At 72.6% G+C, this 23,822-nt stretch carries 20 protein-coding genes and 1 pseudogene; 5 read left to right on the top strand and 16 right to left on the bottom strand.

The features are described from left to right. Positions 1–70: 70 nt before the first annotated feature. The 6 genes from AB0399_RS01930 to AB0399_RS01955 form a co-directional block, all read right to left on the bottom strand. Positions 71–973 carry an ROK family protein gene (locus tag AB0399_RS01930; RefSeq protein ID WP_329363904.1) on the bottom strand — a complete coding sequence of 301 codons (903 nt, stop codon included), beginning with the start codon at positions 971–973 and terminating at the stop codon, positions 71–73. Further along, positions 970–1,899, bottom strand: a complete 930-nt coding sequence (locus AB0399_RS01935) for a dihydrodipicolinate synthase family protein (protein WP_366409940.1) — start codon at positions 1,897–1,899, stop codon at positions 970–972. Before AB0399_RS01935 ends, AB0399_RS01930 begins: the two co-directional genes overlap by 4 nt. Beyond that, positions 1,896–2,894 (bottom strand): ABC transporter ATP-binding protein, encoded by a 999-nt coding sequence (locus AB0399_RS01940; protein ID WP_328470389.1) that lies wholly within the window; start codon positions 2,892–2,894, stop codon positions 1,896–1,898. Before AB0399_RS01940 ends, AB0399_RS01935 begins: the two co-directional genes overlap by 4 nt. After that, complete coding sequence (locus tag AB0399_RS01945; RefSeq protein WP_366409941.1) at positions 2,891–5,104, bottom strand: dipeptide/oligopeptide/nickel ABC transporter permease/ATP-binding protein; 2,214 nt, start codon at positions 5,102–5,104, stop codon at positions 2,891–2,893. The genes AB0399_RS01940 and AB0399_RS01945 overlap by 4 nt, the downstream gene beginning before the upstream one ends. Before the next feature lies 1 nt (position 5,105). After that, positions 5,106–6,056: an ABC transporter permease gene (locus AB0399_RS01950; RefSeq protein ID WP_328470385.1), complete on the bottom strand. Its 951-nt coding sequence runs from the start codon at positions 6,054–6,056 to the stop codon at positions 5,106–5,108. A gap of 79 nt (positions 6,057–6,135) precedes the next feature. Next, on the bottom strand, positions 6,136–7,740 hold the full coding sequence (locus tag AB0399_RS01955; protein ID WP_366409942.1) for an ABC transporter substrate-binding protein: 1,605 nt from the start codon (positions 7,738–7,740) through the stop codon (positions 6,136–6,138). Between the two features lie 227 nt (positions 7,741–7,967). On the opposite strand from AB0399_RS01955, the pseudogene AB0399_RS01960 reads away from it, so the two are divergent. Then, positions 7,968–8,645: pseudogene (locus AB0399_RS01960) on the top strand (FCD domain-containing protein); the annotation flags it as partial. A 270-nt stretch (positions 8,646–8,915) separates the two neighbouring features. Next, positions 8,916–10,031: an acetylxylan esterase gene (locus AB0399_RS01965; protein WP_366409943.1), complete on the top strand. Its 1,116-nt coding sequence runs from the start codon at positions 8,916–8,918 to the stop codon at positions 10,029–10,031. Here the strand turns inward: AB0399_RS01965 and AB0399_RS01970 are convergent. The 3 genes from AB0399_RS01970 to AB0399_RS01980 form a co-directional block, all read right to left on the bottom strand. Further along, on the bottom strand, positions 10,000–11,889 hold the full coding sequence (locus tag AB0399_RS01970; protein WP_366409944.1) for an exo-alpha-sialidase: 1,890 nt from the start codon (positions 11,887–11,889) through the stop codon (positions 10,000–10,002). The two genes, AB0399_RS01965 and AB0399_RS01970, sit on opposite strands and share 32 nt — an antisense overlap. 558 nt (positions 11,890–12,447) lie before the next feature. Next, on the bottom strand, positions 12,448–13,797 hold the full coding sequence (locus AB0399_RS01975) for a class I SAM-dependent RNA methyltransferase (RefSeq protein ID WP_366409945.1): 1,350 nt from the start codon (positions 13,795–13,797) through the stop codon (positions 12,448–12,450). A gap of 240 nt (positions 13,798–14,037) precedes the next feature. After that, a complete protein-coding gene (locus AB0399_RS01980) occupies positions 14,038–16,104 on the bottom strand; it encodes an APC family permease (RefSeq protein ID WP_329363916.1) in 2,067 nt (688 codons plus the stop codon). 247 nt (positions 16,105–16,351) lie between these two features. Between AB0399_RS01980 and AB0399_RS01985 the strand changes: the two genes are divergently transcribed. Then, positions 16,352–17,020 (top strand): TrkA family potassium uptake protein, encoded by a 669-nt coding sequence (locus AB0399_RS01985; protein ID WP_329363918.1) that lies wholly within the window; start codon positions 16,352–16,354, stop codon positions 17,018–17,020. Beyond that, positions 17,017–17,694, top strand: coding sequence for a TrkA family potassium uptake protein (locus AB0399_RS01990; protein ID WP_329363920.1), 678 nt, complete (start codon positions 17,017–17,019; stop codon positions 17,692–17,694). Before AB0399_RS01985 ends, AB0399_RS01990 begins: the two co-directional genes overlap by 4 nt. A gap of 169 nt (positions 17,695–17,863) precedes the next feature. On the opposite strand, the gene AB0399_RS01995 is transcribed toward AB0399_RS01990, so the two are convergent. From AB0399_RS01995 to AB0399_RS02020, 6 genes are all read right to left on the bottom strand, one after another. Further along, on the bottom strand, positions 17,864–18,682 hold the full coding sequence (locus AB0399_RS01995) for a DUF3159 domain-containing protein (RefSeq protein ID WP_366409946.1): 819 nt from the start codon (positions 18,680–18,682) through the stop codon (positions 17,864–17,866). 4 nt (positions 18,683–18,686) lie between these two features. Continuing rightward, positions 18,687–19,085 (bottom strand): OB-fold nucleic acid binding domain-containing protein, encoded by a 399-nt coding sequence (locus AB0399_RS02000; RefSeq protein WP_328470367.1) that lies wholly within the window; start codon positions 19,083–19,085, stop codon positions 18,687–18,689. 189 nt (positions 19,086–19,274) lie between these two features. Continuing rightward, positions 19,275–20,027 carry an ABC transporter ATP-binding protein gene (locus AB0399_RS02005; RefSeq protein WP_366409947.1) on the bottom strand — a complete coding sequence of 251 codons (753 nt, stop codon included), beginning with the start codon at positions 20,025–20,027 and terminating at the stop codon, positions 19,275–19,277. Between the two features lie 299 nt (positions 20,028–20,326). Continuing rightward, the gene (locus AB0399_RS02010) at positions 20,327–21,097 is read right to left on the bottom strand and encodes a DUF3710 domain-containing protein (protein WP_329363925.1); all 771 of its coding nucleotides are present in this window, start codon (positions 21,095–21,097) and stop codon (positions 20,327–20,329) included. 2 nt (positions 21,098–21,099) lie between these two features. Further along, entirely contained in the window at positions 21,100–21,624 is a 525-nt protein-coding gene (dut, locus tag AB0399_RS02015; protein WP_329363926.1) for a dUTP diphosphatase, read from the bottom strand. Further along, positions 21,621–22,226 carry a PaaI family thioesterase gene (locus AB0399_RS02020; protein ID WP_328470359.1) on the bottom strand — a complete coding sequence of 202 codons (606 nt, stop codon included), beginning with the start codon at positions 22,224–22,226 and terminating at the stop codon, positions 21,621–21,623. Before AB0399_RS02020 ends, dut begins: the two co-directional genes overlap by 4 nt. 228 nt (positions 22,227–22,454) lie before the next feature. Between AB0399_RS02020 and AB0399_RS02025 the strand changes: the two genes are divergently transcribed. Continuing rightward, complete coding sequence (locus AB0399_RS02025) at positions 22,455–22,922, top strand: DUF3093 domain-containing protein (protein WP_329363928.1); 468 nt, start codon at positions 22,455–22,457, stop codon at positions 22,920–22,922. 62 nt (positions 22,923–22,984) lie between these two features. On the opposite strand, the gene AB0399_RS02030 is transcribed toward AB0399_RS02025, so the two are convergent. Beyond that, positions 22,985–23,812 (bottom strand): hypothetical protein, encoded by an 828-nt coding sequence (locus AB0399_RS02030; RefSeq protein WP_366409948.1) that lies wholly within the window; start codon positions 23,810–23,812, stop codon positions 22,985–22,987. Positions 23,813–23,822 lie beyond the last annotated feature (10 nt).

Raw genomic sequence — 23,822 nt, forward strand, 5'->3', positions numbered from 1 at the left:
CCCCCGGGTCCCTCGGCGCTCCCGGCACTCCCGGCGCTCCCGGGCGCAGGGGCGGGACGGTCGTGCCCGCTCATGCCAGCACCTCCCGCCCGAGGAACGCGGCACCGTACAGCGCCGCGTCGTCGCCGAGCGCGCCCGCGCGCACCGGGGTGTCGGCCACCGCGGGCAACAGGTGGGCGGCCACGGTCTCCCGGAGCGTGTCCCACCAGACGGGGCCGGAGCGGCTGACGCCGCCGCCGAGGATGACGAGGTCGGGGGCGAGGACGTTGACGAGACCGCCGATGGCCTCGCCGAGCGCGGTGGCGCCGGTGCGCAGCACGGTCCGGGCGGTCGGATCGCCTTCCTCCGCGAGGGAGTTGATCCGGGGAAGGGTCGCGTCCGGTGCGGCGGCGAGTTGCCGGTAGGCGGCCGTCATCGCCGGTCCGGAGGCGGCGGCCTCGGCGTGGCCGTGGCCGCCGCAGGGGCAGGGCAGACCGGCTGCGGCCGGAACCGGCAGGTGGCCGGCTTCACCGGCCGCGCCGCCGGCGCCGTGGTGGACGCGGCCGTCGACAAGGAGACAACCGCCCACCCCGGTGCCGACGGTGAGCAGCAGGACACAGGCGTGGCCGGCGGCGAGGCCGAGCCAGTGTTCTCCGAGCGCGTGGGCGTTGACGTCGTTGTCCACCGCGACGGGGACCTGGAGCCGGCCGGCGAGCAGCCCGCGCAGGTCGGTGCCGCCCCAGCCGGGCAGTGCGGAGGTGGCCGACCGGACCCGGCCGGTGTGCGGGTCGATGACGCCCGCGCTGCCGACGCCGACCGCCGCCACCGGCCGGCCCAGCTGGGCCACCGCCCGGGCCGCCGCGTCAAGGACGGCGGCGGGGCCCTGGGCGGCGGGGGTGGCGAGGGATGTGCGTTCCAGCAGCGTGCCCTCGGGGGTGATCAGGGCGGCGGCCGTCTTGGTGCCGCCGATGTCCACCCCGGCGAGCAGCGTCATCGCAGCCCCGCCTGCTCGAGGATGGCGGTGATGCGGTCGGTCTCCTCGGCGGTCAGCGGGCGCATCGGCGGGCTGACGGTGTTCGCGGAGATCACCCCGAGGACGGCGAGCGCGGTCTTGAACGCGCCGAGCCCGGCGGCCGTTCCGGAGGCGGAGGCCGGGTCGGCCACGGCGACGATCTCGAAGAGCCGGGCCAGCCGGTCCTGTTCGGCCCGGGCGGCGGCCCAGTCACCGCGCGCGGCGGCGTCGTGCAGCCGCCGGTAGCCGTGCGGGTCGACGTTGCCCAGGCCCGGGACCGAGCCGTCGGCGCCGCCCAGCAGCATCGCGTCGACGACGACCTCGTGCCCGGTGAGCAGCGCGAAGCCGGACTGGTCACGCAGGTCGAGAGCGAGCTGACGGAAGGACACGTCGTCGCCGCTGGAGTCCTTCACACCCGCGAGGACGCCGTCGGCCGCGAGGGTGCGGACCAGTTCGCGGGAGAGCTTGCTGTGCACGCACACCGGTATGTCGTAGGCGAGCACGGGCAGTTCGCAGGCCGCGGCGATCTGCCGGAAGTGCCGGTCGATCTCGGTGGGGTGGGTGCGGGTGTAGAAGGGCGCGGTCGCGACGATCGCCGAGACACCCTTCGCGGTCGCGCTCCTGGCGCGCTCGATCACCTTGTTGGTGGTGGTCTCGATGGCGCCGGCCAGCACCGGGACCTGCCCGGCCGCGGTCTTGACCACCACGTCGAGGACGATGTCCTGCTGGTCGTCGGTCAGGTAGGCGACCTCGCCCGAGCTGCCCAGCGCGAACAGCGCGTCGACACCACCGTCGATGAGGTGCCGGACCACGCGTTCCAACGACACGGTGTCCACCGTGCCGTCAGCGGCGAGCGGGGTGACGACGGGCGGGATGACCCCCGAGAAGGGGGTGGTGCGGGGCTTCACGAACTGCTCCTTGTAGCGGGCCGCGTGGCGGTGGCCGCCGGTGCGGGGATCTGGGGGTGTACGCAGTGCCAGCGGTGCGAGCCGTCCGCGGTCGGCGCCGGAAAGACGTCGGCGCAGGCGTCGTCCGCCTTCCAGCAGCGGGTACGGAACGGGCAACCGCTCGGCGGGCGGGTGGCTGAGGGGACGGGACCGTTCAGCACGATCCGCTCGGTGGTCTCCAGCAGGCTGGGCGTGGCGGAGAAGAGCGACTCGGTGTACGGGTGGGCCGGCTTCTTGGAGACCTGCTCCGCCGGGCCCTCCTCGACGATGCGGCCGAGGTAGAGCACGGCCAGCCGGTCGGACAGGTGCCGGACGGTCTGGATGTCGTGCGAGATGAAGACCATGCCGAGGCCGAGTTCGGCGCGCAGGTCCATCAGCAGGTTGAGCACCTGGGCGCGTACGGACACGTCCAGGGCGCTGGTCGGTTCGTCGGCGACGATCAGCTCGGGGCCCAGGGCCAGTGCCCTGGCGATGGCCACGCGCTGGCGCTGCCCGCCGGAGAGCCGGCCGGGCAACGCGTGCAGGGTGTGGCTGGGCAGCCCGACCAGGTCGAGGAGTTCGACGACCCGGCGCTCCCGGTCGCGGACCGTGCCGCGCCGGTGCACGTCCAGCGGGTCGCGCAGGATGCGGCCCACCGGCATGCGCGGGTTCAGCGCGGTCGAGGCGTCCTGGAAGACCACCCCGACCGACGATCCGAACTCGGTGCGCCGCCGGGCGGCGGGCATGTCCCACAGGTCCTCGCCGCGGAACAGCACCCGGCCCTCGGTGGGCCGCTGCAGTCCGATCAGGACGCGGGCCAGCGTGGACTTCCCGCAGCCGGACTCGCCGACCAGGCCGACGATCTCACCGCGCTCCACGGTCAGTTCGGCCGCGGTGAGCGCGTGCACGGCGTCGTGCTTGAACAGGCCGCCACCCCGGGCCCGGTGCCGGACGTGGACGTCTTCGAGCCGGATCATCGTCCGCTCCTTTGCAGCAGTACGGGTTCGGCCGGGTGGTGGCAGGCGAAGCCGTGCCGTCCCGCCTCGCCGCCGGGTTCCTCGTCCGCGCCAGGCCGTCCGCCGAGCCCGGGCGCCTGGGTGCGGCACAGTTCCGTCGCCGCCTCGCAGCGGGACGCGAACCGGCAGCCGGCGCCGAAGTACTGCGGCGCCGGGACCACACCGTGCACCTGGTGCAGCCGGGCCGCGCCCGACTCCAGCGAGGTGACCGAGCCGAGTAGCCCGCGGGTGTAGTGGTGGGCGGGGTCGGTGAGCAGAGCGCGCGTGTCGCCGGTCTCGGCGACCTGCCCCGCGTACATCACCGCGACCCGGTGGGCGAGCCCGCTGACCAGGGCCAGGTCGTGGGAGACCAGGATCATCGCGAAGCCGAGCTCGTCCCTGAGCCGGACCAGCAGTTCGACGATCTGCGCCTGCACGGTCACGTCGAGCGCGGTGGTCGGCTCGTCGGCGATGAGCAGCCGGGGGCTGCGGGACAGCGCCATCGCGATCAGCACCCGCTGGCGCTGTCCGCCGGACAGCTCGTGCGGGTAGCTGCGCAGGGTGCGCTCGGGGGACAGCCCGACCAGTTCGAGGAGTTCGGCCGGAGTACGGGTGCCGCCGCGCGAGGTGAGCTGGCGCAACTGGCGGCCGACCAGCACCGACGGGTTGAGCGAGGACATGGCGTCCTGGTACACCATCGCGATCTCGCTGCCGGCGAGCGCGCGGCGCTGCCGGGGGGCGAGGCCGAGCAGGTCCTGGCCGCGGTACTCGATGGTTCCGCTCGCCTCGGCGTTGCGGGCCAGCAGGCCCATCACGGCGAGGCTGGTGATGCTCTTGCCGCAGCCGGACTCCCCCACCAGGCCGAGGGTCTCGCCCTCGCGGACGGTCAGCGAGATGCCGTCGACGACGGGGACGTCGCCGTAGCGGTCGGGGAAGCGGATCGACAGGTCGCGGACGGTCAGCAGGTCGGGGGCGTCGGCCGGGATCGGCCGGATCACCGGCGGATGGGTGGTCATGCGTTCGGCGAGCAGGACGAGGCTGCGCTCGACGTCGGCACGGTCGTCGTACGCCCCGCCCTTCGCCGCGGGTACGGTGCCCGCCTCGGACACCCCGCCCTTCGCCGACCCGTCCGCCGACCCGTCCGCCGAGCCCGCAGAGCCCGCAGAGCCCGCCGCACCCGCCGCACCCGCCGCACCCGCCGCACCCGCCGCACCCGCCGCACCCGCCACCGACCCCACCGGCTCCGCCGACTCCTCCGCCGGCACCTCCACCGATGCCTGCGACGCGTCGCCCCCCGCGACCACCGCCGTCGCCACCGGCTCCACCCGTGCGGCACCCGGCGACGCGGACGCGTCGGTCAGCCCCTCGGACAGGATGTTCAGCGCCAGCACGGTGATCAGCAGCACCAGCCCGGGAAAGAACGTGGCCCACCAGCCGCCGGAGAGCAGAATCTGCCGGCCGTAGGAGAGCACGTTGCCCCAACTCGGCTCGGGGTCCTGCACACCGGCGCCGATGAAGGAGAGGCTCGCCTCGAAGATGATCGCCTCGGCGACCAGGACGGTGGCGAACACCATGACGGGCGCGGCGCAGTTGACGGCCACGTGCCGCAGCACGATGTACGCGCGCCGGGCGCCGATGACCTTCTCCGCGGCGACGTAGTCCTCGCCGTACTGCGCGAGCACGTTGGCGCGCACCACCCGGGCGAGCGAGGGCACGTAGACGAACGCGATGGTGAAGATCAGGACCGGCACGCTGGAGCCGAAGACGGTGACCAGCACCGCGGCCAGCGCGATCGGCGGGAAGGACATGACGACGTCCAGCACCCGCATGACCGTCTCGTCGCCCCACTTGGGCGAGGTGGCGGCCAGCGAGCCGAGGATCGCGCCGACCACGACGGCCACGGCCGTCGACCCCAGGCCGATGACCAGGGAGTAGCGGGAGCCGTAGACGACCCGGGCGAAGATGTCGCGGCCGACCCGGTCGGTGCCGAACCAGTGGTGGGCGCTCGGCGCCTGGACCGGGATGCCGGTGGTCAGCGGGTTGTCCGCGATGAAGGACGCGAACACCGCGGCGAGCGCCACGACGAGCAGGACGACGAGCGAGATCCGCGAGGCCAGGGGCAGCGCGCGGAAGCGGATGCCCGGGCGGGAGAGTTTGGCCACGATGCGTTGGGGGCCAGTGAACAGGAACATCTCACACCGTCCTGATGCGCGGGTTGACCAGCAGGTAGAGCAGGTCGACGACGACGTTGACGACCAGGAAGGCGAGCGCGATCGTCAGGACGGTGCCCTGCACCAGGGCGACGTCGCCACCGGTGACGCCCTCCAGGATGAGCTTGCCCATGCCCGGAAGGTCGAAGATCGTCTCGATCACGACCGCGCCGCTGAGCAGGTAGCCGACCTTGACGCCCAGCACGGTGAGCGGCGTGACCAGCGCGTTGCGCAGCACGGAGCGGATGACCAGCGTCGGTGGCAGGCCGTTGCCGGTGGCCGTGCGCACGTAGTCGCGGTCGAGTTCGGTGACCATCGAGGTGCGGATGAGCCGGGCCAGCGAGGCCGCGACCGGGACCGCGAGCGAGATCGACGGCAGCGTCATGCAGCGCAGCCAGCCGGTGAAGGAGTCGCCCGGGTTGACGTATCCGCCGGTCGGGAACCACGAACTGTCCAGGGCGAACCGCTGGATCAGCAGCACGCCCAGCCAGAAGGAGGGCACCGCGACACCGGCCATCGACACCACGCGGAAGACGTGGTCGGGCCAGCGGTCCCGGTACACCGCGCCGATCACGCCGAGCAGGACCGCGAGCACGATCGCGATCAGCAGCCCCAGCAGCGTCAGTTGCAAGGTGAGCGGGAACGCGACGGCGATGCGGTGCGCGACCGGCTGGCTCGGCGGCACCGTCACGCCGAGGTTGCCGTGCAGCAGTTGCACGATGAAGTGGTAGTAGCGGACGGGCAGCGGGTCGTTGAGCCCGTTCGCCTGGGCGAACGCCGCGCGGGCCGCGGCGGTCGAGTTCTCCCCCAGCGCGTTGTAGGCGGGGTCCGCGGGAGAGAACTGGAGCACGACGAAGACCAGCAGGGTGATGCCGAGGATCATCGCCGGCATGATCGCCACGCGGCGCAGCGCGAGCCGGAGGAAAGCGAACATCGGGTGTTCCTAGCGGTAGGTCCTGGACGACTGGTGGTGCGGGGCCGACGACTGGCGGGACAGGCGCCGGCCCGGCGGCTCAGGCCGGGGACACACCGAGGAACGACAGGCCCGTGGTCGGCACGGGGCTGAACCCGGTCAGGGCGTGCCCGTTCCACGCGGTGGGCAGCTTGCGGTGCAGGATCGGGTAGAGCGGCACCTGGTCGGCGACGATGTCGGTGACCTGGGACCACAGGGCGGCGCGCGCCTTCGCGTCGTCGCTGCGGGCGGCCTGGTCCAGCAGCGAGACGACCTGCTTGCCCTTGGCGGTGCCCGACCAGTGGTAGCGGGTCTCGGGCCAGGTGCCGACGTAGAACCAGCGCATGAGCAGGTCGACGTCGTTGCCGAACACCGACGGGTCGCCGGGCGCGACCAGCAGGTCGTAGTCGCCCGTGTCGATCTTCGCGTACTGGGCCGAGGACTGACCGATGCTCAGGGTGGTCTTGATGCCGGCCGCGTCCCAGCTCTCCTTCACCAGCGGCGCGATGTCCTGCACCCAGGAGGTGTCGGTGGTCAGCACGGTGACCTTCAGGCCGCTGACGCCGGCGGCCTTCAGCAGCGCCTTGGCCTTGGCCGGGTCGTGGCCGTAGACGGTACTGGCCTTGACGTAGTCGGGGTGGCTGGGCTGGAGGTAGCCGCTGGCCGGGGTGGCCTGGCCGGACATCGCGGTGGCGATGATCTTCTCGGTGTCCAGCGCGTAGTGCAGGGCCTGGCGCACCCGCGGGTCGTCGAACGGCTTCTTCCGGCAGTTGAACATCAGGAAGAGGTTGCCGAAGGACGAGGCCGACTCGACGGTCGACTTGCGCTTCAGGCCGGCCATGTCGATGTACGGCACGTCCTCGATGGCCTCGACCCGGCCGGACTCCATCGCGCTGACCCGCGCGGAGGCGTCGGAGAGCAGGTTCCATGTCATCGTCGCGGCCTTGGCCGGGTAACGTCCGTTGTACTTGGCGTACTTCCTGAAGACGATCTTGTCCTCACGGGTCGCCGACACCAGCGCGTACGGGCCCGAGCCGACCGGCTTGGCGTCGAACGCCTTCTCGTCGGCCTGCACGATCTTCTTCGGCACGACCTTGACGACCGATATCCGGGAGGGGAAGAGCGCGAACGGGTACTTCAGCTTGAACTCGACCGTGTGCGTGTCCACCGCGCGGGCGGAGTCGAGGAACGGCAGGAACTGCGCCATCAGGGACGCGTTCTTCGGGTCCAGGATGCGCTGGACGCTGAAGACGACGTCGTCCGAGGTGACGGCGGAGCCGTCGTGGAAGGTCGCGCCCTCGCGCAGGGTGGCGCGGTACGTCGTCGCGTCGACCTTGGTCGGCATCGCGGTGGCCAGCGCCGGTCGGGCCGACAGGGTGACCGGGTTGAGGTCCACCAGCCCCTCGAAGACGTGCCAGTTGGCCGCGACCGGGGTGGCGCCGGAGGAGGTCATCGGGTCGAACCCGGTGGACAGGGCGTACGAGATACCCGCGGTGATCGTGTTGCCGGCCGTTCCGCTGCCGGAACCGGAGCCGCTGTCCGTGGTCGAGGAGGGTCCGCCGCACGCGGCGAGGGTGCCGGTGAAGGCGGCCGCCGCGCCGACCGCACCGGAATACCGCAGGAAAGCACGGCGATCGACTCTGGCGGGTGTCCGTCGAGAAGACACAGGAACCTCCGGAACAAGGAAGGAATGGACGGTGACGAGGCTGGACGCCGGGGTGTCTGCCGAACGGATTTTCGGTAAGGGTAGGCCGAACGTCGGGAACACTCTGCGCAACATACGACATCAGATGTCTGATGCCTGGTAGGGTGGACCGTAGTCGTCAGGACGAGAGGGGTCAAGGGGTGGACGCAAGTCGTAACTCCGGCAACGGGCGGGGCCGCCGCCTGCTGATGCACGAGGTCAGCGAAGGCATCAAACGCTACATCTTGGACAATGGGCTCCGTCCGGGCGACCTCCTGCCCACCGAGAACGAGCTCTGCGAGGCACTGGACGCGAGCCGGTCCAGCGTCCGCGAGGCCGTCAAGACCCTGGACGTCCTCGACATCGTGGAGGTCCGCCGGGGCCACGGCACCTACGTGGGACGGCTCGGGCTGTCCGCGCTGGTGGAGAGCCTCACGTTCCGTGGCCTGCTCGACCGCGACGACGACATGCAGCTCATGCTGGAGCTGGCCGACATGCGCGAGCTGTTCGAGCGCGGCATGGCCGACCGGATCGTGGCCGCGCTCGACGCCGCCGAGGTGGAGACCCTCGACACCCTGGTCGACGACATGGAGGCGTCCGGCAGCGGCGACGGCACCGGCTTCGTCGAGGCCGACCGCGCCTTCCACGCGCTCCTGGTCGCCCCGCTGGGCAACGAGCTGATCGGGCAGCTCTCCGCCGCGTTCTGGGACGTCTACATCATCGTCGCCCCGCACCTGAACGGGATCAGCCGGGCCGACGAGGTCGAGACGGTGCACCACCACCGCCGGATCGTCGAGGCCGCCCGCGCCCGGGACGCGGCGGCCTTCGCCGCGGCCGTCTCCGACCACTACGCGCCGGTGCGCCGCCGGATCGCCGACGCCCGCTCCGCCGGGCCGCAGGAGGACGGCGCCGGGGCAGCGGCCGGAACGGCGCCCGGAGCGGGGGCCGCGGCCGGCGCCGGGACGGGCACCGGGACCCGCGCGGGGAAGCGCGGCAAGGGCGGCGACGGCGACAGGTCCGCAGGTCGGGAGACCGCCGTCATCGCACCCCGCCGGGTGGGGCGCCGCCTTGACGCCGCCGGGGACTCCGCCTAGATTCCCGCCGGAGAGGGACATCAGACATCAGATGTCCCACCCTGCCCCTGCGAGGAGCCCGGCGTGCCCCTGACCGACCTCACCCTGGCGGAATGCCTGGAGTACCGCGCCGAGCAGCCCGCGCCCGCCGGCTTCGACGCGTTCTGGACCCGGACCCTGGAAGAGGCCGCGCGGGCCGCACGGCCACCGCGGTTCGACGCCGTCGACGCCGGACTGCCCGCGATCCGCGTGAGCGATGTCACCTTCACCGGATACGACGGCGAACCGGTCCGCGGCTGGCTGCGGCTGCCCGCCGCCCCGGCCGGACCGCTCGGCTGCGTCGTGGAGTTCCTCGGCTACGGGCGCGGCCGCGGACTGCCGCACGAGAACCTGACCTGGGCCGCGGCCGGCTACGCCCACCTGGTCATGGACACCCGCGGCCAGGGCTGGTCGGCGGCGCCCGGCGCGACCCCCGACGGCGGCGGCACCGGGCACGGTCCCGTGCCCGGCTTCCTCACCCGCGGCACCGGCCGGCTGGACGACCACTACTACCGGCGGCTGTTCACCGACGCGGCCCGCTGCGTGGAAGCCGCCCGCAGCCACCCGGAGATCGACCCCGACCGGATCGTGATCACCGGCTTCAGCCAGGGCGGCGGCATCGCGCTGGCCGCGGCGGGCCTGGTACCGGGACTCGCCGGGGTCATGGCCGACGTCCCCTTCCTGTGCCACATCCGGCGCGGCGCCGAACGCGCCGCCCTGCCGCCGTACACCGAGATCGCCTCCTACCTCGCCCTGCACCGGGAGCGCGCGGAGGAGCTCTTCGCCGAACTCGACCACTTCGACGGCCTGCACTTCGCACCCCGCGCCACCGCCCCGGCCCTGTTCTCGGTGGCGATGATGGACCAGATCTGCCCGCCGTCCACCTGTATAGCGGCCTACCACGCGTACGCCGGCCCCAAGGAGTTGGCGGTCTACCCCTTCAACGGGCATGAGGGCGGCGGGGAGTTCCACCGGGCCCGGCAACTGGTGTGGGTCCGGGAGCGGCTGGGCCCTGGCCCCGCCGCTCCCGGACCGCGTGCTCTCGCTCCGGAACTTCCCGAACTTCCCGAACCTCCCGAACCTCCCGAGCCGGCCGAGCCGGCCGCCGGAAGCGCTCACGCAGCGGCCGTCAGTGGTCCTGCTTCGCCCAGTCGAGGGTGAAGTCGGAGTAGACGATGCCGCCGGTGTCGCCGATCTCGTAGAGGTCGGCGGCGGCGCCGCTGCCCAGCACGGCGAGCGTCGAGTAGCCCGCGTCCCCGGACTTGACCAGTGCCTGGTACGGCCAACTCGCCCCGTCGTCCTGGCTGACCCGCACCGTCAGCTCCGAACGGCTGCTCGCCGAGGCGTTGTTGCTCGCCAGGGTGACCGGGGTGGTGAGCGGGGCCCCGGTCGAGCCCACCTGGGTCGGCTTGAGGTAGGAGATCTCGTCGGCGTTGCAACCCGGGTCGACCAGACCGGAGTTCCAGGCCGGGCCGAAGTCACTGGCCACGTCGGTCGCACCGGCGGGCGAGGCGTCACCGGCGGTGGCGTACCAGCGGTTGCCGCCGCTGTTCGAGCGGAGGTTCTGCACCACCTTGCCGTCGCCGCGCTGGATGACCTTGCTCTCGTTGACGCCGGTCGCGGCCGCGGGGCCGGCGTGCCAGGTGGCGCCGTGGTCGTCGGAGTAGATGTCGGCGGCGTGGTCGGCGCCGCCCTCCCGGTAGACGATCGGCTGCACCAGGCGGCCGCTCGCCAGCTGGATGCCGTGCCCCGACGAGGCGAACATGCCCGCCCAACTCACGCTCTTCACCTGCGGGTTGAGGTCGATCGGAGCGCTCCAGGTCAGACCGTCGTCGGTCGAGGTGATGTAGCGGATGTGCATGGCGGTGGTGTCGGTCGCCGAGTTGGAGCCGGCCGCGGAACCGTAGTAGCCGACCCCGGGGGCGGGCGAGTAGTTGTCGAAGAGGTAGACCGTGCCGTGCGGGCCCGCGGTCCGGTCGACCAGCAGGCTCGCGTCGCCGTAGCCCTCGCTGGTGGTCGGCGCGTGCAGCACCACCTTCGGCGTGGACCAGGTCGCGCCGCCGTCGGTGCTGCGCCGCATGACCGTCTGGATGTTGTTGGTGCCGCCGCCGAGGTCGGAGTTGCCGTCCACCCGGGCGTCGGCCATCGCCAGGACCGTGCCGGAGTTCGTGACCGCCATCGCGGGGATACGGACCGAGGCCGCCGTGCCGGTGTACGTCTCGTACGTCGAGCCGTCGGCGGACAGCCGGTTGAGCCCCTCGATCGGGGTCGTCGTGCTGAAGAGCGTCTGCGCGTTCATCCCCGGCGTGCCGGCCGCCAGGCCGCAGGTCGCGGCGCCCGACTCGGTACGGCTGAAGCCGCTCGCCGTCGTCGTGGTGAACGAGTACGGCGTGCCGTTCGGCACCGTCCACAGCAGCGTGGCGTCCGAAGCGCCGGCCGCGACCGTCCGGGTCCAGGCGCTGCCGCTGCGGCCGGGCCAGGCGACGGTGAACACCTGAGCGGCGGCGGAGTGGTTGACCAGCGTCATCCGCAGCACATGGGTGGCGGGCTGCGAACCGTCCGTGTTGCGCGGGCAGTCCAGGCTGACCTGCGCCCCCAGGGCCGTACCGCAGTCGAGCGTGCCGGCCACCGTGGTGTCCAGGCCCTGCGGGGTGGTGACGTGGAAGGAGTACGCGGTACCGCTGGTCTTGGTGAAGAACAGGTCGGTGCGGTCGCCTGCCGCGACCGAGGGCGTCCAGCTGCCGTACCCGCTCCACGTCACGGTGAACGTGGTCGCCGACGCGGTCGGGTTGAGCAGCTCCAACCGGATTCTGCTGCTGTTGCAGTCCTGGCTGCCCACCGCCGACTGGGTTCCGGAGGCGGCACTGCCGGGCGCCGCGGTGGCCAACGGCGCCACCAGGGCTGCCAGTACGGCGACCAGCAGCAGCAACAGCCGTTGCGGCGACGCCTTCCGGTGCGCGGTCCGCGCCGGCCGCTCCTTCCGGCGCGGCGGACGGAGGTGCGGGGATCTTTCGGTCACAGCGGGCTCCTCGGGGGGTGGGGGTGCTGGATCGACGGACGGCAGGTGCACGGCGCCGGAACAGCGCGAACTCCCGGACAACATCTGATAACTGATGAACGACATCAGATGTCGGTTGTCCGGGACCCTACGAGTGAGGTGGTGCCCCGTCAAGAGCACCGGGCAGCAAGGGTTTCCGCGCGGGCACGGCGCGCACGGCAGGCAGATCCACGGTTCGGGAGCCCGCGCGAGCCCGGCGTCAAGCCCTGCGAGACTCCGACCCTTCGCCACAACACGCGTGAGCCAAAGGGGAGTTGGCGCCGTGGACTCCCCCGGCCGTACGGGGCGGCTCGCCGGTCCGGCGCTCATCCCTCGTGTGAGGGTTCTCGTGTTCAGGCAGGCGAAGGCCGCGAGGACCACGGAGATCGCGAGGCCGCGCGGACCACGGAGATCGTGAGCACCCTGCGGTGGCCGCTGTCGCTCCGCGGCAGGCCGAGCTTGAGGAACACGCGGCTGATGTGCCTGCGCCCCCGCGCCGCTCCGGCCTCGCCCGGCGTCCGCGCCCGCGCGACCCGCGGGTCAGGAGGTCTTCGCGGCCGGGCCCAGGATCGCCACGCACTCCATGTGGTGGGTGAACGGGAAGAGGTCGAAGGCCAGCAGCCGCAACGGGCGGTAGCCCTCCTCGGCGAACCACGCCAGGTCCCGGGCCAGGGCCGCGGGGTCGCACGCGACATAGGCGATCCGGCGGGCGTCGAGCGAGGCGATCTGCCGGACCGTGGCGTGGCCGGCCCCGGCCCGTGGCGGGTCGAGGACCACGAGGTCGGCCTCGGTGATGCCGGTACGGGGCAGCACCTGCTCGACCTTGCCGTGCTCGATCCTGACCCGGTCGAGGTCCTGGAGGTTGTGCCGGGCGTCCTCGACCGCGCGCTTGGCGGACTCGACGCCGAGCACCGCGCCGCGCTCCCCGACACGTTCGGCGAGCGCGCCGGCGAAGAGGCCGACTCCGCAGTACAGGTCGAGCGCCATGTCGCCCTTGCGCGGCATCAGGCCCTGCATGACGGCCTCGACCAGGACGTCGGCGGCCTTCGGGTGCACCTGCCAGAAACCGCCGTCGCCGACCCGCCAGGTGCGGCCGGCGGCGCGCTCCCGGACGAACGGGCGGCCGTGCACCCGGTGCACGGCGTGGTCCCGCTCGCCGATGCGCTGGACGGACACCGGCTTGTCGAGTTCGACGATCGGCAGCCGGCCGCCGGGCCGCGGGGTGAGCACGACCTGGCGGTCGTGGGAGCCGGTGGCGGCGATCGCCTCGACGGTGGCGATCTGCGGCCAGTCGCGGGCCTCGACGCCGAGTTCGCTGACCCCGGGCGCGGCGATCAGGCAGTGGTCGATCACCTCGACGTCGTGCGAGCGGTGCTTGCGCAGCCCGGCCCGTCCCTCGGCGTCGATCGCGTACTGCACGCGGGTGCGCCAGGCGGGCACGGCGGGGGCGCCGGCGTCCAGGTCGGCCTGGCTCACCTTGTCGCCGGGCGCGGGCGCGACGGTGCCGTCCCAGCCCGCTTCCTCGGGGGTGAGGCCGGCCAGCCGGGCGAGCTGTTCGGTGAGTACGGCGGCCTTGAGCCGTCGCTGGGCGCCGGGGGTGGCGTGCTGCCAGTCGCAGCCGCCGCAGCGGCCCGGTCCCGAGAACGGGCACGGCGGCTCGACGCGGTCCTTGCCGGGCTCCAGGACGCGTACCGCGTCGGCGCGCAGGAAGCGGGAGTCCTGGTCGCCCTCGGTGACGCGGGCCACGACCCGCTCGCCGGGCAGGGCGTGCCGGACGAAGAGCACCTGTCCGGCCTCGGTGCGGGCCACGCAGTGGCCGCCGTGTGCGACCGGCCCGACCTCGACCTCGAACTCGTGGCCGACCAGCGAGGGGGCGGAATCGGTCTGCATGGCGGCGCTGCTCCTGGGGTGGACGGCGAGGCGGGTCGCCGGTCTGGTCGGCGGGGGACGGCGACCGCCCAGTCTACGTGCGCGCCCACCCGCCGCTGACCGCTCACGGCCGAGGGACCGCGATGACCCGCCGACCACCGCGACCGACCGACCGCGACCGACCCCAGCCGACCACCCGGGCCGGCCCCACCCGCCGCGGGCACCCAGGCCGACCACCCGCGGCCGTCGTCGGGCCGCGGGCTACTTCTGCCCGCTGCCCGGGGTGGTGTGCTCGCGGTGGTCGGACCGCGGCGGCCCGACCGGACCCCGGCGGATGGAACCGGGCGCGCTCCAGTCCGCACGGCGGCGGGCCCGCGCGCGGGCCACCTCGGAGGAGTCGAGCTGCCAGGGCACGGAGGTCACCATGACGCCGGGGCTGAACAGCAGCCGGCCCTTGAGCCGCAGCGCGCTCTGGTTGTGCAGCAGGTGCTCGTACCAGTGGCCGACGACGTACTCGGGGATGTAGACGCTGACCACGTCGCGGGGGCTGTCGCGGCGCAGGCCCTTGACGTAGTCGATGATCGGGCGGGTGATCTCGCGGTAGGGCGAGTCGAGGACCTTCAGCGGCACATCGATGCCGTGGCTCTGCCACTCGGCCTGCAGCGCCTTGGTGTCCTGGGGGTCGACGTTGATGCTGAGGGCTTCGAGGCTGTCGGAGCGCATCAACTTGGCGTAGGACAGGGCGCGCAGGGTGGGCTTGTGCAGCTTGGAGACCAGCACGATGGAGTGCACCCGGGACGGGCGGACGTAGTCGTCGCCGGGCTCGTCGTCGGCGGCGATCTCCTCGGCGACGCGGGTGTAGTGCCGGCGGATCGCGGTCATGGTGGCGAAGAAGACCACCATGCCGAGCACCGCCACCCAGGCGCCGTGGGTGAACTTGGTGAGCAGCACGATCACCAGCACCAGGCCGGTGAGGAAGGCGCCGAAGGTGTTGATCGCGCGGGAGCGGTGCATGTGGCGACGCTTGGCCGGGTCGGTCTCGGTGCGCAGATGGCGGTTCCAGTGCCGCACCATGCCGGTCTGGCTGAGCGTGAAGGAGACGAAGACGCCGACGATGTAGAGCTGGATGAGCCGGGTGGAGTTCGCGCCGTAGATGTAGACCAGCACGGCGGCGAAGCCGGCCAGCAGCACGATGCCGTTGGAGAAGGCGAGCCGGTCGCCGCGGGTGTGCAGCTGCCGGGGCAGGTAGCGGTCCTGCGCGAGGATCGAGCCGAGCACCGGGAAGCCGTTGTAGGCGGTGTTCGCGGCGAGGAAGAGCACCAGCGCGGTGACCGCGGCCAGGAAGATGAACGGGATCGAGTTGTGCCCGAAGACCGCCTCGGCGACCTGCGCGATCACCGGGTCCTGGGTGTAGTGGCTGCCCAGCGGCTTGCCGTGGTCGAGCAGGTCCGTGGCCGGGTTCTGGGCCATCCGCACATGGGTGTTCATCGCCAGCGCGATGATCCCGCAGAACATCGTGACCGCCAGCAGGCCCATGGCCGCCAGCGTGGTGGCGGCGTTCTTCGACTTGGGCTTCCGGAAGGCCGGCACGCCGTTGCTGATCGCCTCGACGCCGGTGAGCGCGGCACATCCGGAGGAGAAGGCCCGCAACAGCAGGAAGACCAGGGCGAATCCGCCGATGCCCGGTGACTCGGCGTGGATCGTGTAGTGCGCGGTCGGCGCGTTCATGTCGTGCCCGGTGGCGATCTTGAAGATGCCCCAGGCGATCATGCAGAAGACGCCGAAGACGAAGGCGTAGGTCGGGATCGCGAAGATCGTGCCCGACTCCCGTACCCCGCGCAGGTTCATCAGCATCAGCACCACGATCATGCCGACCGCGCCGAGCACCTTGTGGGTGACGAAGAACGGCACCGCCGAGCCCAGGTTCTCGATGCCGGACGAGACCGACACCGCGACGGTGAGCACGTAGTCGACCATCAGCGCGCTGGCGACGGTGAGACCCGCCTTCGGCCCCAGGTTGGTGGTGGCGACCTCGTAGTCGCCGCCGCCGGAGGGGTAGGCGTGCACGTTCTGCCGGTAGGAGGCGACCACGGTGAACATCAGCACCACCACCGCGACCGCGATCCACGGGCTGAAGTGGTAGGAGGAGATGCCGGCGATCGAAAGGACCAGCAGCACCTCACCGGGCGCGTAGGCGACCGAGGAGAGCGGGTCGGAGGCGAAGACGGGGAGCGCGAGCCGCTTGGGCAGCAGCGTCTCGCCCAGCCTGTCGCTGCGCAACGCCCGGCCGATCAGAATCCGTTTCGGCAGGTCGGTCAGTTTGGACACCCCGCGATGTTAAGGGATGGGCATGCCACCCGTGCGCCCGAGTACCGGACCGAGTGTGAAGAACCTGCGCCCCCGCTCCCACGGAACTTCCACGCCACCCCGCGCGTGTGGAGCTTGGGCCCCCGGTCTGAGAGTCTTGGACCAACTTTTACGACGACGGCTCCTGGTTTCACGGTCCTAGTCGCATCAGTCGGACTCAGCAGTCGTCAGACTCAGTCGTCAAATGTTGGCAGCCGGAAGGACGGTCGTGCACGTCGTGATTATGGGATGCGGGCGAGTGGGTTCAGCTCTCGCGCACTCCCTCGAACAGCATGGTCATACGGTCGCGGTGATCGACCAGGACCCGACGGCGTTCCGCCGCCTCGGCTCCGGGTTCGGCGGGCGCCGGGTGACCGGAGTCGGGTTCGACCAGGACACGCTGCGTGAGGCCGGAATCGAGGAGGCGGGTGCCTTCGCGGCCGTGAGCAGCGGCGACAACTCCAACATCATCGCGGCCCGGGTGGCCCGCGAGATGTTCGGCATCGAGAACGTGGCGGCGCGGATCTACGACCCCAAGCGCGCCGAGGTCTACCAGCGCCTGGGCATCCCGACGGTGGCCACCGTGCGGTGGACCGCCGACCAGATGATGCGCCGGCTGCTCCCGTCGGGCGCGGAGCCGCTGTGGCGCGACCCCAGCGGCGGGGTGCAGCTCGCCGAGGTGCACACGTCCGCCGCCTGGATCGGCCACAAGGTGAGCCGGCTCCAGGACGAGACCGGCGTCCGTGTGGCGTTCCTCACCCGGCTCGGCGAGGCCATGCTCCCGACCTCGCAGACGGTGCTCCAGGAAGGCGACCTCGTGCACGTCATGATGCGCACCGACGGTGTCGCCGACGTCGAGGCCGCGTTCGCCAAGGGGCCCGAGGAGGCGCAGTCATGAGGGTCGCCATCGCCGGGGCCGGCGCGGTCGGCCGCTCCATCGCCGGGGAACTGCTGGAGAACGGCCACGAGGTGCTGCTGGTCGACAAGAACCCCACGTCCATCTCGGTGGAGCGGGTCCCGCAGGCGGAGTGGCTGCTCGCCGACGCCTGCGAGATCACCTCGCTCGACGAGGCCGCGCTACAGCGCTGCAACGTCGTGATCGCCGCCACCGGCGACGACAAGGTGAACCTGGTCGTGTCGCTGCTGGCCAAGACCGAGTACGGCGTCCCGCGGGTCGTCGCCCGCGTCAACAACCCGAAGAACGAGTGGCTGTTCAACGAGTCCTGGGGCGTCGACGTCGCGGTCTCCACGCCGCGCCTGATGTCGGCGCTGGTCGAGGAGGCGGTCAGCGTCGGCGACCTGGTCCGGCTGCTGCGGTTCAGCCAGGGTGACGCGAACCTCGTGGAATTGACGCTGCCCGAGGAGGCCGCGCTCGTCGGCACCCGGGTCGGTGACGTGGAGTGGCCGACCGACACCTCGCTGGTGACGATCATCCGCGGCAACCGGGTGCTCACGCCGTCCAAGGACGACGCCCTGGAGGCCGGCGACGAGCTGCTGTTCGTGGCGGCGCCGCACCGCGAGGAGCAGTTGGAGGACCTGCTGTCGGTCCAGGACGGCTCCGCCGAGGAGTAGCCGGGACCGGACCGCGGGCGTAGACCCGCAGGCATGTGCAGGGGCCCCGGCCACCTTTGGTGGTCGGGGCCCGCGCACGTGCGGTGCTCGGCCGTGTCGCCGAAGGGCAGGACGGCCGACGGTCAGGACGGTCGGCGGTAGTGCTACCGGCGGTAGGGCTGTCCGGTGGTCAGGACGACGCGGACGCCTGGCGCTCCTTCTCGGCCTTCTCCGCCTTCTCGGCCTTCTCCGCCGCTTCCATCTCCGCGATCACGTCGATCGGCGGCGGCGCCTTCACCAGGAAGATCCAGGTCAGGTAGACCGACAGCAGGAACGGCGGGATGCCGAGCGCGACCTTGACCCAGCCGAGCTGGGTGGCGTTCCCCCACCAGTAGAGCGGGAAGAGGATCGCGGACTTGGCGAGCAGGATCAGCCCCCACGCCCAGCTCGCCTTGGTGTACGCGCGCAGCCGGCCCGGGTTGCGGGTGCGCCAGGAGAGGTTCTCCTTGAAGATCGGCCCGAGGATCAGGCCGAGCAGCGGCACCTTGGCGGCGGCGGTGACGATGTAGGCGAGCGCGAGGCCGAGGGTGTAGAGCATGCCCGGCAGGTAGAAGTTCTTCGCGTTGCCCGACATCATCGCGAAGACCGCGCCGAAGGCGACCCCGAACACGCCGCTGAAGGCGTGCTTGAGGGTGTCGCGCTTGAGCAGCCTGGCCACGCCCATCACCACGGACAGCGCGAGCGAGGCGATCGCGGAGCTCTTGAGGTCGTGGTTGACCGTGTAGATCGCCACGAAGACCAGCCCGGGCACGGTGGTCTCCACCATGCCGCGCACCCCGCCGAACGCCTCGAAGAGCGCCGCCTCGGTGACCGCGCGGGCCGCCTCCTCGGTGCCCTGCGCTCCGCCGTCGGCTCCGGCCGCCCCGTCGAGCCGCTGGGACCCGCCGGAGCCGTCCGGAGCCGCCGGATCGGCGCCCACCGTCTGATCCGTGTTGTCGATCGACGTCACCTGGTTACTCCTGTCCGACCGGACGCAGTTCGTACTTGGGGTTGAACAGCACCGGACGGCCTCGGTTCATGGAGATCCGGCCGGACGCGATGATCATGCGCCCGGGTTCTATGCCGACGATGCTGCGGCGCCCCAGCCACACCACGTCGAGTGCGGCCGAACCGTCGAACAGCTCGGCTTCCAGTGCGGGCACGCCGGCCCGAGGACGGAGCGTGACCGTACGCAGCGTACCGGTCACGGACACGATCTGTCGGTCGGAGCAGTCGCAGATCCGTGTGCAGCCGACCGCGAGGGCGTCCTGTTGCAGTTCCTCGGAGTGCAGTTCCTCCTGGGAGGAGGACAAGCGGTCGAGCATGCGACGGAAGCGACCCGCGGGTCGGTCGGAACGGATGGCACCACTCATAACGCCAAGGGTACCGGGATGCCCGCGCGGGACCAGAGGCCCGACGCAGGGGCGCGAGCGGCCGTCCCGGGGCCCGCCGGGGCCCGTCCCGCCCACGCCCCGGCTGCCCCTTCTGCCTCGGCCGGCCCTGGCCACGGCTGCCCCTGCTGCCCCGGCCGGCCCTGGCCACGGCTGCCGCTGCGGCTGCGGCTACGGCTCCGGCTGCTCCGCGTCGACGATCTGCCCGTCCCGCAGCTCCAGCACCCGGTCGGCCAGCGCCAGCAGCTGCGTGTCGTGGGTGGCGACCAGCGCGGTCACGCCCTCGCTGCGCACCACCGCGCGCAACAGCTCCATCACCGCCAGTCCGGTGTCCGCGTCGAGCTGGCCGGTCGGCTCGTCGGCGATCAGCAGCACCGGGCGGTTGGCGAGCGCGCGGGCGATGGCCACCCGCTGCTGCTGGCCGCCGGACATCTCCCCCGGCCGCTGGGCGGCGTGGTCGGCGAGGCCGACCAGGGCGAGCAGCAGCTCGACCCGCTCCTCGCGCTCGCGCGCCGGGGCCTTGCGCAGCCGCATCGGCACGCCGACGTTCTCGGCGGCGGTCAGGATCGGGATGAGCCCGAAGGACTGGAAGACGAAGCCGATCCGGTCCCGGCGCAGCGCCAGCAGGTCGTCGTCGCCGAGTCCGGCGAGGTCGGTGCCGTCCAGGCTGATCCGGCCGCCGTCCGGGCTGTCCAGGCCGCCCACCAGGTTGAGGATCGTGGTCTTCCCGGACCCGGAACGGCCCTTGAGGGCGACCAGTTCGCCGCGCGGCACCCGGAAGGACACCCCGCGCAGAGCGGCCACCGCGGTGTCGCCGGAGCCGTAGGTGCGGCGCAGGTCCTCGACGACGACCATGTCACCGCCGTCCGGCCCCTCGGCGATCGCGGTCGCCGTACCCGCCTGGTCGGCGGACTGCTCGCTCATGTCTCTTCCTCCCCCGTGCCGGCCCGTCTCCCGGCCGTGCCGGGCCGCGCCGTCATCATCCCCGGCCGTCGCGTATCCGTACGGTACGCCGCGGGCACCCGGAAACCAGCCGGTCGCCGGATAACGATCGCGGCGGCGCCGCGCGGGCGGGGCCGAGAACGCAGCGACCCGGCCGTCGAACCTGCCGACGACCGGGTGGATGCGGGTGCTTGACGCGGCGAACCCCGAACCGCGCCTGCCCGCAGGGAAGTTGTGCGACCGGAGCGGGCAACGGCGGGCGGCGGTCGGGCCGCGACGGCTCAGTGCAGCTCGGTGATCTCCGGGCCGCGCCGCATCGGGTCGATACCGTCACCGAACTTCGACGGCTCGCTCTGCTCGGGCGTGGCGCCGTCCGGCACCATCTGCGCGTCGTTCGGGAGCTTCAGCACGATCGGGTCGCGGGGCGCCATCGGCGCCTCGCCGCGCAGCACCACGGTGTCGCGGAAGACCGACTCCAGCACGCCGGCGGCGGCGGGCTGCACCGCGCCCTGGCCGGAGATGACCCCGCGCAGGAACCAGCGCGGGCCGTCGCAGCCGACGAAGCGCACGAGCTGCACCCCGTTGGTGCCGTCGGGCAGTTGCACGGGCACCTGCGCGCGCAGCTCCCAGCCGAGCGGGCCCTCGACCTCGTCGACGATGCCGCCCTGCTGGGTGATGCCCGACGCGATCTCCTCGCGCACCTCGCCCCAGATGCCCTCGGACTTCGGGGCGGCGAACGCCTGGAGCTGGACGGCGCTGTCCCGCAGCACCACGGTCGCGGCGACGATGGACTCGCCGGCCACCTCGACCCGCAGCTCCATGCCCTCGACACCGGGCACGAACAGGCCACCGAGGTCCACCCGGCCCTCGCCGGGCTCCTGGACCTCGCTCACGTCCCACGGGCCGTCGGGCCGCGGGGCGGGCGGAAGGTTGTAGTCGGACGACTCCTCGGAGTCGTCCGGCTCCGCGGTGTCCTCGGCCGAGTCCTCCGGGCCTTCGGCCTCGTCGAGCTCGTCGATGGCGTCTTCGCGCTCCTTGCGACGACGGAACACGGTCACTGTCCTTCCCGGTCGCTGAGGACCGATGCGTATCCGTTGCTGGACGTGCCCGCCGACGGTGTCTGCACCGCGGCGTGACCCCCCGTGGAGCCGAAGCCCCCCGCGGCCCTGGCAGATCCCGGCAGTTCCGCGACCTCGTGGAAGCGGACCCGCTCGACCTGCTGGACGACCAGTTGGGCGACCCGGTCGCCCGGCTCGAACCTGACGGTCTCGCGCGGGTCGAGATTGACCACGATCACCTTGATCTCCCCACGGTACCCGGCGTCGACCGTTCCCGGGGCATTCACCATCGCCACCCCGCACCGCGCGGCAAGGCCGGAGCGGGGGTGGACGAAGGCCGCGTAGCCGTCCGGCAGCGCGAGGGAGATGCCGGTGGGCAGCACCGTCCGCTCGCCGGGCGCCAGTTCGGCGGCCTCGGTGGTGATCAGGTCGACGCCCGCGTCGCCGGGATGCGCGTACGCGGGGACCGGCACCGACTCGTCGAGCCGGCGCAGCAGCACGTCCACCGGCGGCCTGCTCATGGGTTCACCTCGAAAGCGCGGGCGACCTTCACCTGGTCGGGGTCGGACATCGCGGCCTGGATCTCGTCGGCGCGGCCGTTGCTGGTGAAGTGGTCGATCTTCACCTCGATGAACAGGGCGTCGGCGCGGACCGCCACCGGGCCGTCCGGGCCACCGATCCGGCCCTCGGCGCTGCTGTAGATCTTGCGGCCGTCCACCGCGGTGCAGCGCGCGGACAGATGCAGGGTCGCCCCGACCGGGACCGGCCGGACGAAGTCCGACTCCAGCCGCCCGGTCACCGCGATGACCCGCAGCAGCCAGCTCAGCGAGCCCAGCGTCTCGTCCAGCGCGGTGGCCAGCACCCCGCCGTGCGCGAGGCCGGGCGCGCCCTGGTGGGCGGGCTGGACGGTGAACTCCGCGGTGACGCTGACGCCTTCACCGGCCCGGGCCGCCAGGCGCAGGCCGTACGGCTGGGATTCGCCGCAGCCGAAGCACTGGTCGTAGTGCGCGCCGAGCAGTTCGCCGGGCGCGGGCGCCTCGGGATGGCGTACGGGCGCGACGGCACCGGGCGGCGGCGCCAGGCTCGGTCGGCCCGCGTTGGGGGGTGTTGTGGCTGCACTCACGCCGCAGACCTTATCGCGCGAAGGTGTGGGCGCCCCTGTCCGACGGTGCCGCCCGCGAACGGGCGCCGGACGGTGCTCCCCGGCGAAGCCGGCGGCCGGGACACGCGGGGCGCACGCGGAGCAGGCGAGGGTGCGGTCCCGGGCTCTCCCGGGAGCCGTGAGGACGGCGCCCCACCGCGCCCGCGCACCCGGCCCCGCGGGCACAGACGGGCATGGCACGCTTATGCCATGCCCGCTTCGCAGCCTTACGACGAACGCCTCACCGTGCCGCGCTCCTGGTGGTTCATGGCCATCGGCGCGGGCGTCGGCCTGGCCCTGGTCTTCTTCCCCTTCGGCCTGCTCCCGATGCTCGGCGGCCTGGTCGCGGGCGGGGCGCTGGCCATGATGACGGTCAGCTCCTACGGGTCCGCGCGCATCCGCGTGGTGGCCGGTTCGCTGGTCGCGGGCAAGGCGCGCATCCCGCTGGAGGCGCTGGGCGACGCCCTGGTGCTGGACCCGGCGGAGGCGGTGGCCTGGCGGTCGTACAAGGCGGACCCGCGGGCCTTCATGCTGCTGCGGTCCTACGTGCCGACCGCGGTGAAGGTGGAAGTGACCGATCCGGCGGACCCGACGCCGTACGTCTACCTGTCGACCCGCTCGCCGCAGCGGCTGGCCGAGGCACTGGGCGCCCTCAGGACGGCCGACCAGGCGAGCTAGGGGTTTCCCCGCCCGGTGCGGGGGACTCGGCCCGCGGAGGGCCGCGTGCGGGCCCGCGGGGCCTAAAGCCCGGAGGGGCCGGGGAGTTCGGGCGGCGGGGTGCGGCCGGGCAGGCCGGGCTCCTCGGCGTCGCCGTCGATCCTTGAGGTCGCGGAGGTCCCGGCGGTCGCGGAGCTTTCCACGAGCAGCGGCCAGGGCAACTGGTGCGCGCGCAGGTCCTTGCGGACCCGCTTGGCGAGCTTGCGGGTGTCGCGCCGGTTCATCACCGCGCCGACAGCGGCGCCGATCATGAACGGGGTCAGCGCGGGCATGTGTCTGAGGCTGCGGCGCAGGAGGCGCTGGCGCATCTCCCGCTTCATGCTGGTGCCGAGCGCCACGTTGAGGGTCGACAGCTTCAGCGCGTCGATACCGCGCTGCTCGGTCCAGGACCACAGGTAGGCGGTGGCGCGCTCCCTGACGTTGCCGGGCACGCGCAGGCCGTAGACCTCGTGCAGTTCGGCGATGAGTTTGTACTCGACGGCGGCCACGCCCAGGGTCTCGGTGGCCAGTTCGGTGGGCATGGCGGGCGGGACCGGCAGCATGGCGGCCGCGCCCACACCGGCGCCGACCGTCATGGTGCCCTTCACGGCGGCGGAGATCAGCCGGTCCGCGATCTCGTCGGGGCCGAGCCCGGGGAACTGGGCGCGCAGCGTGCCGAGATCGCGCACGGGGATGCGCGGAGCGGTCTCCAGCAGCCGCTCGGCGACGGACCCTGCGCCGGCCTTGGCCAGCCGCCCGCTCGCGCGGGCACCGCCGCCGACGCCCCGGGTGACCCCGCGGGCGGTCGCGGCCGCGAGCGAGGCCGCACGGCCCCGCTCGACGTTCCTACGCTCATCCGGTGAGCCGGTCACGGCGCCGGCC

It is taken from the genome of Streptomyces sp. NPDC088194, from assembly GCF_040702025.1.
In the GTDB taxonomy this organism is placed as follows: domain Bacteria; phylum Actinomycetota; class Actinomycetes; order Streptomycetales; family Streptomycetaceae; genus Actinacidiphila.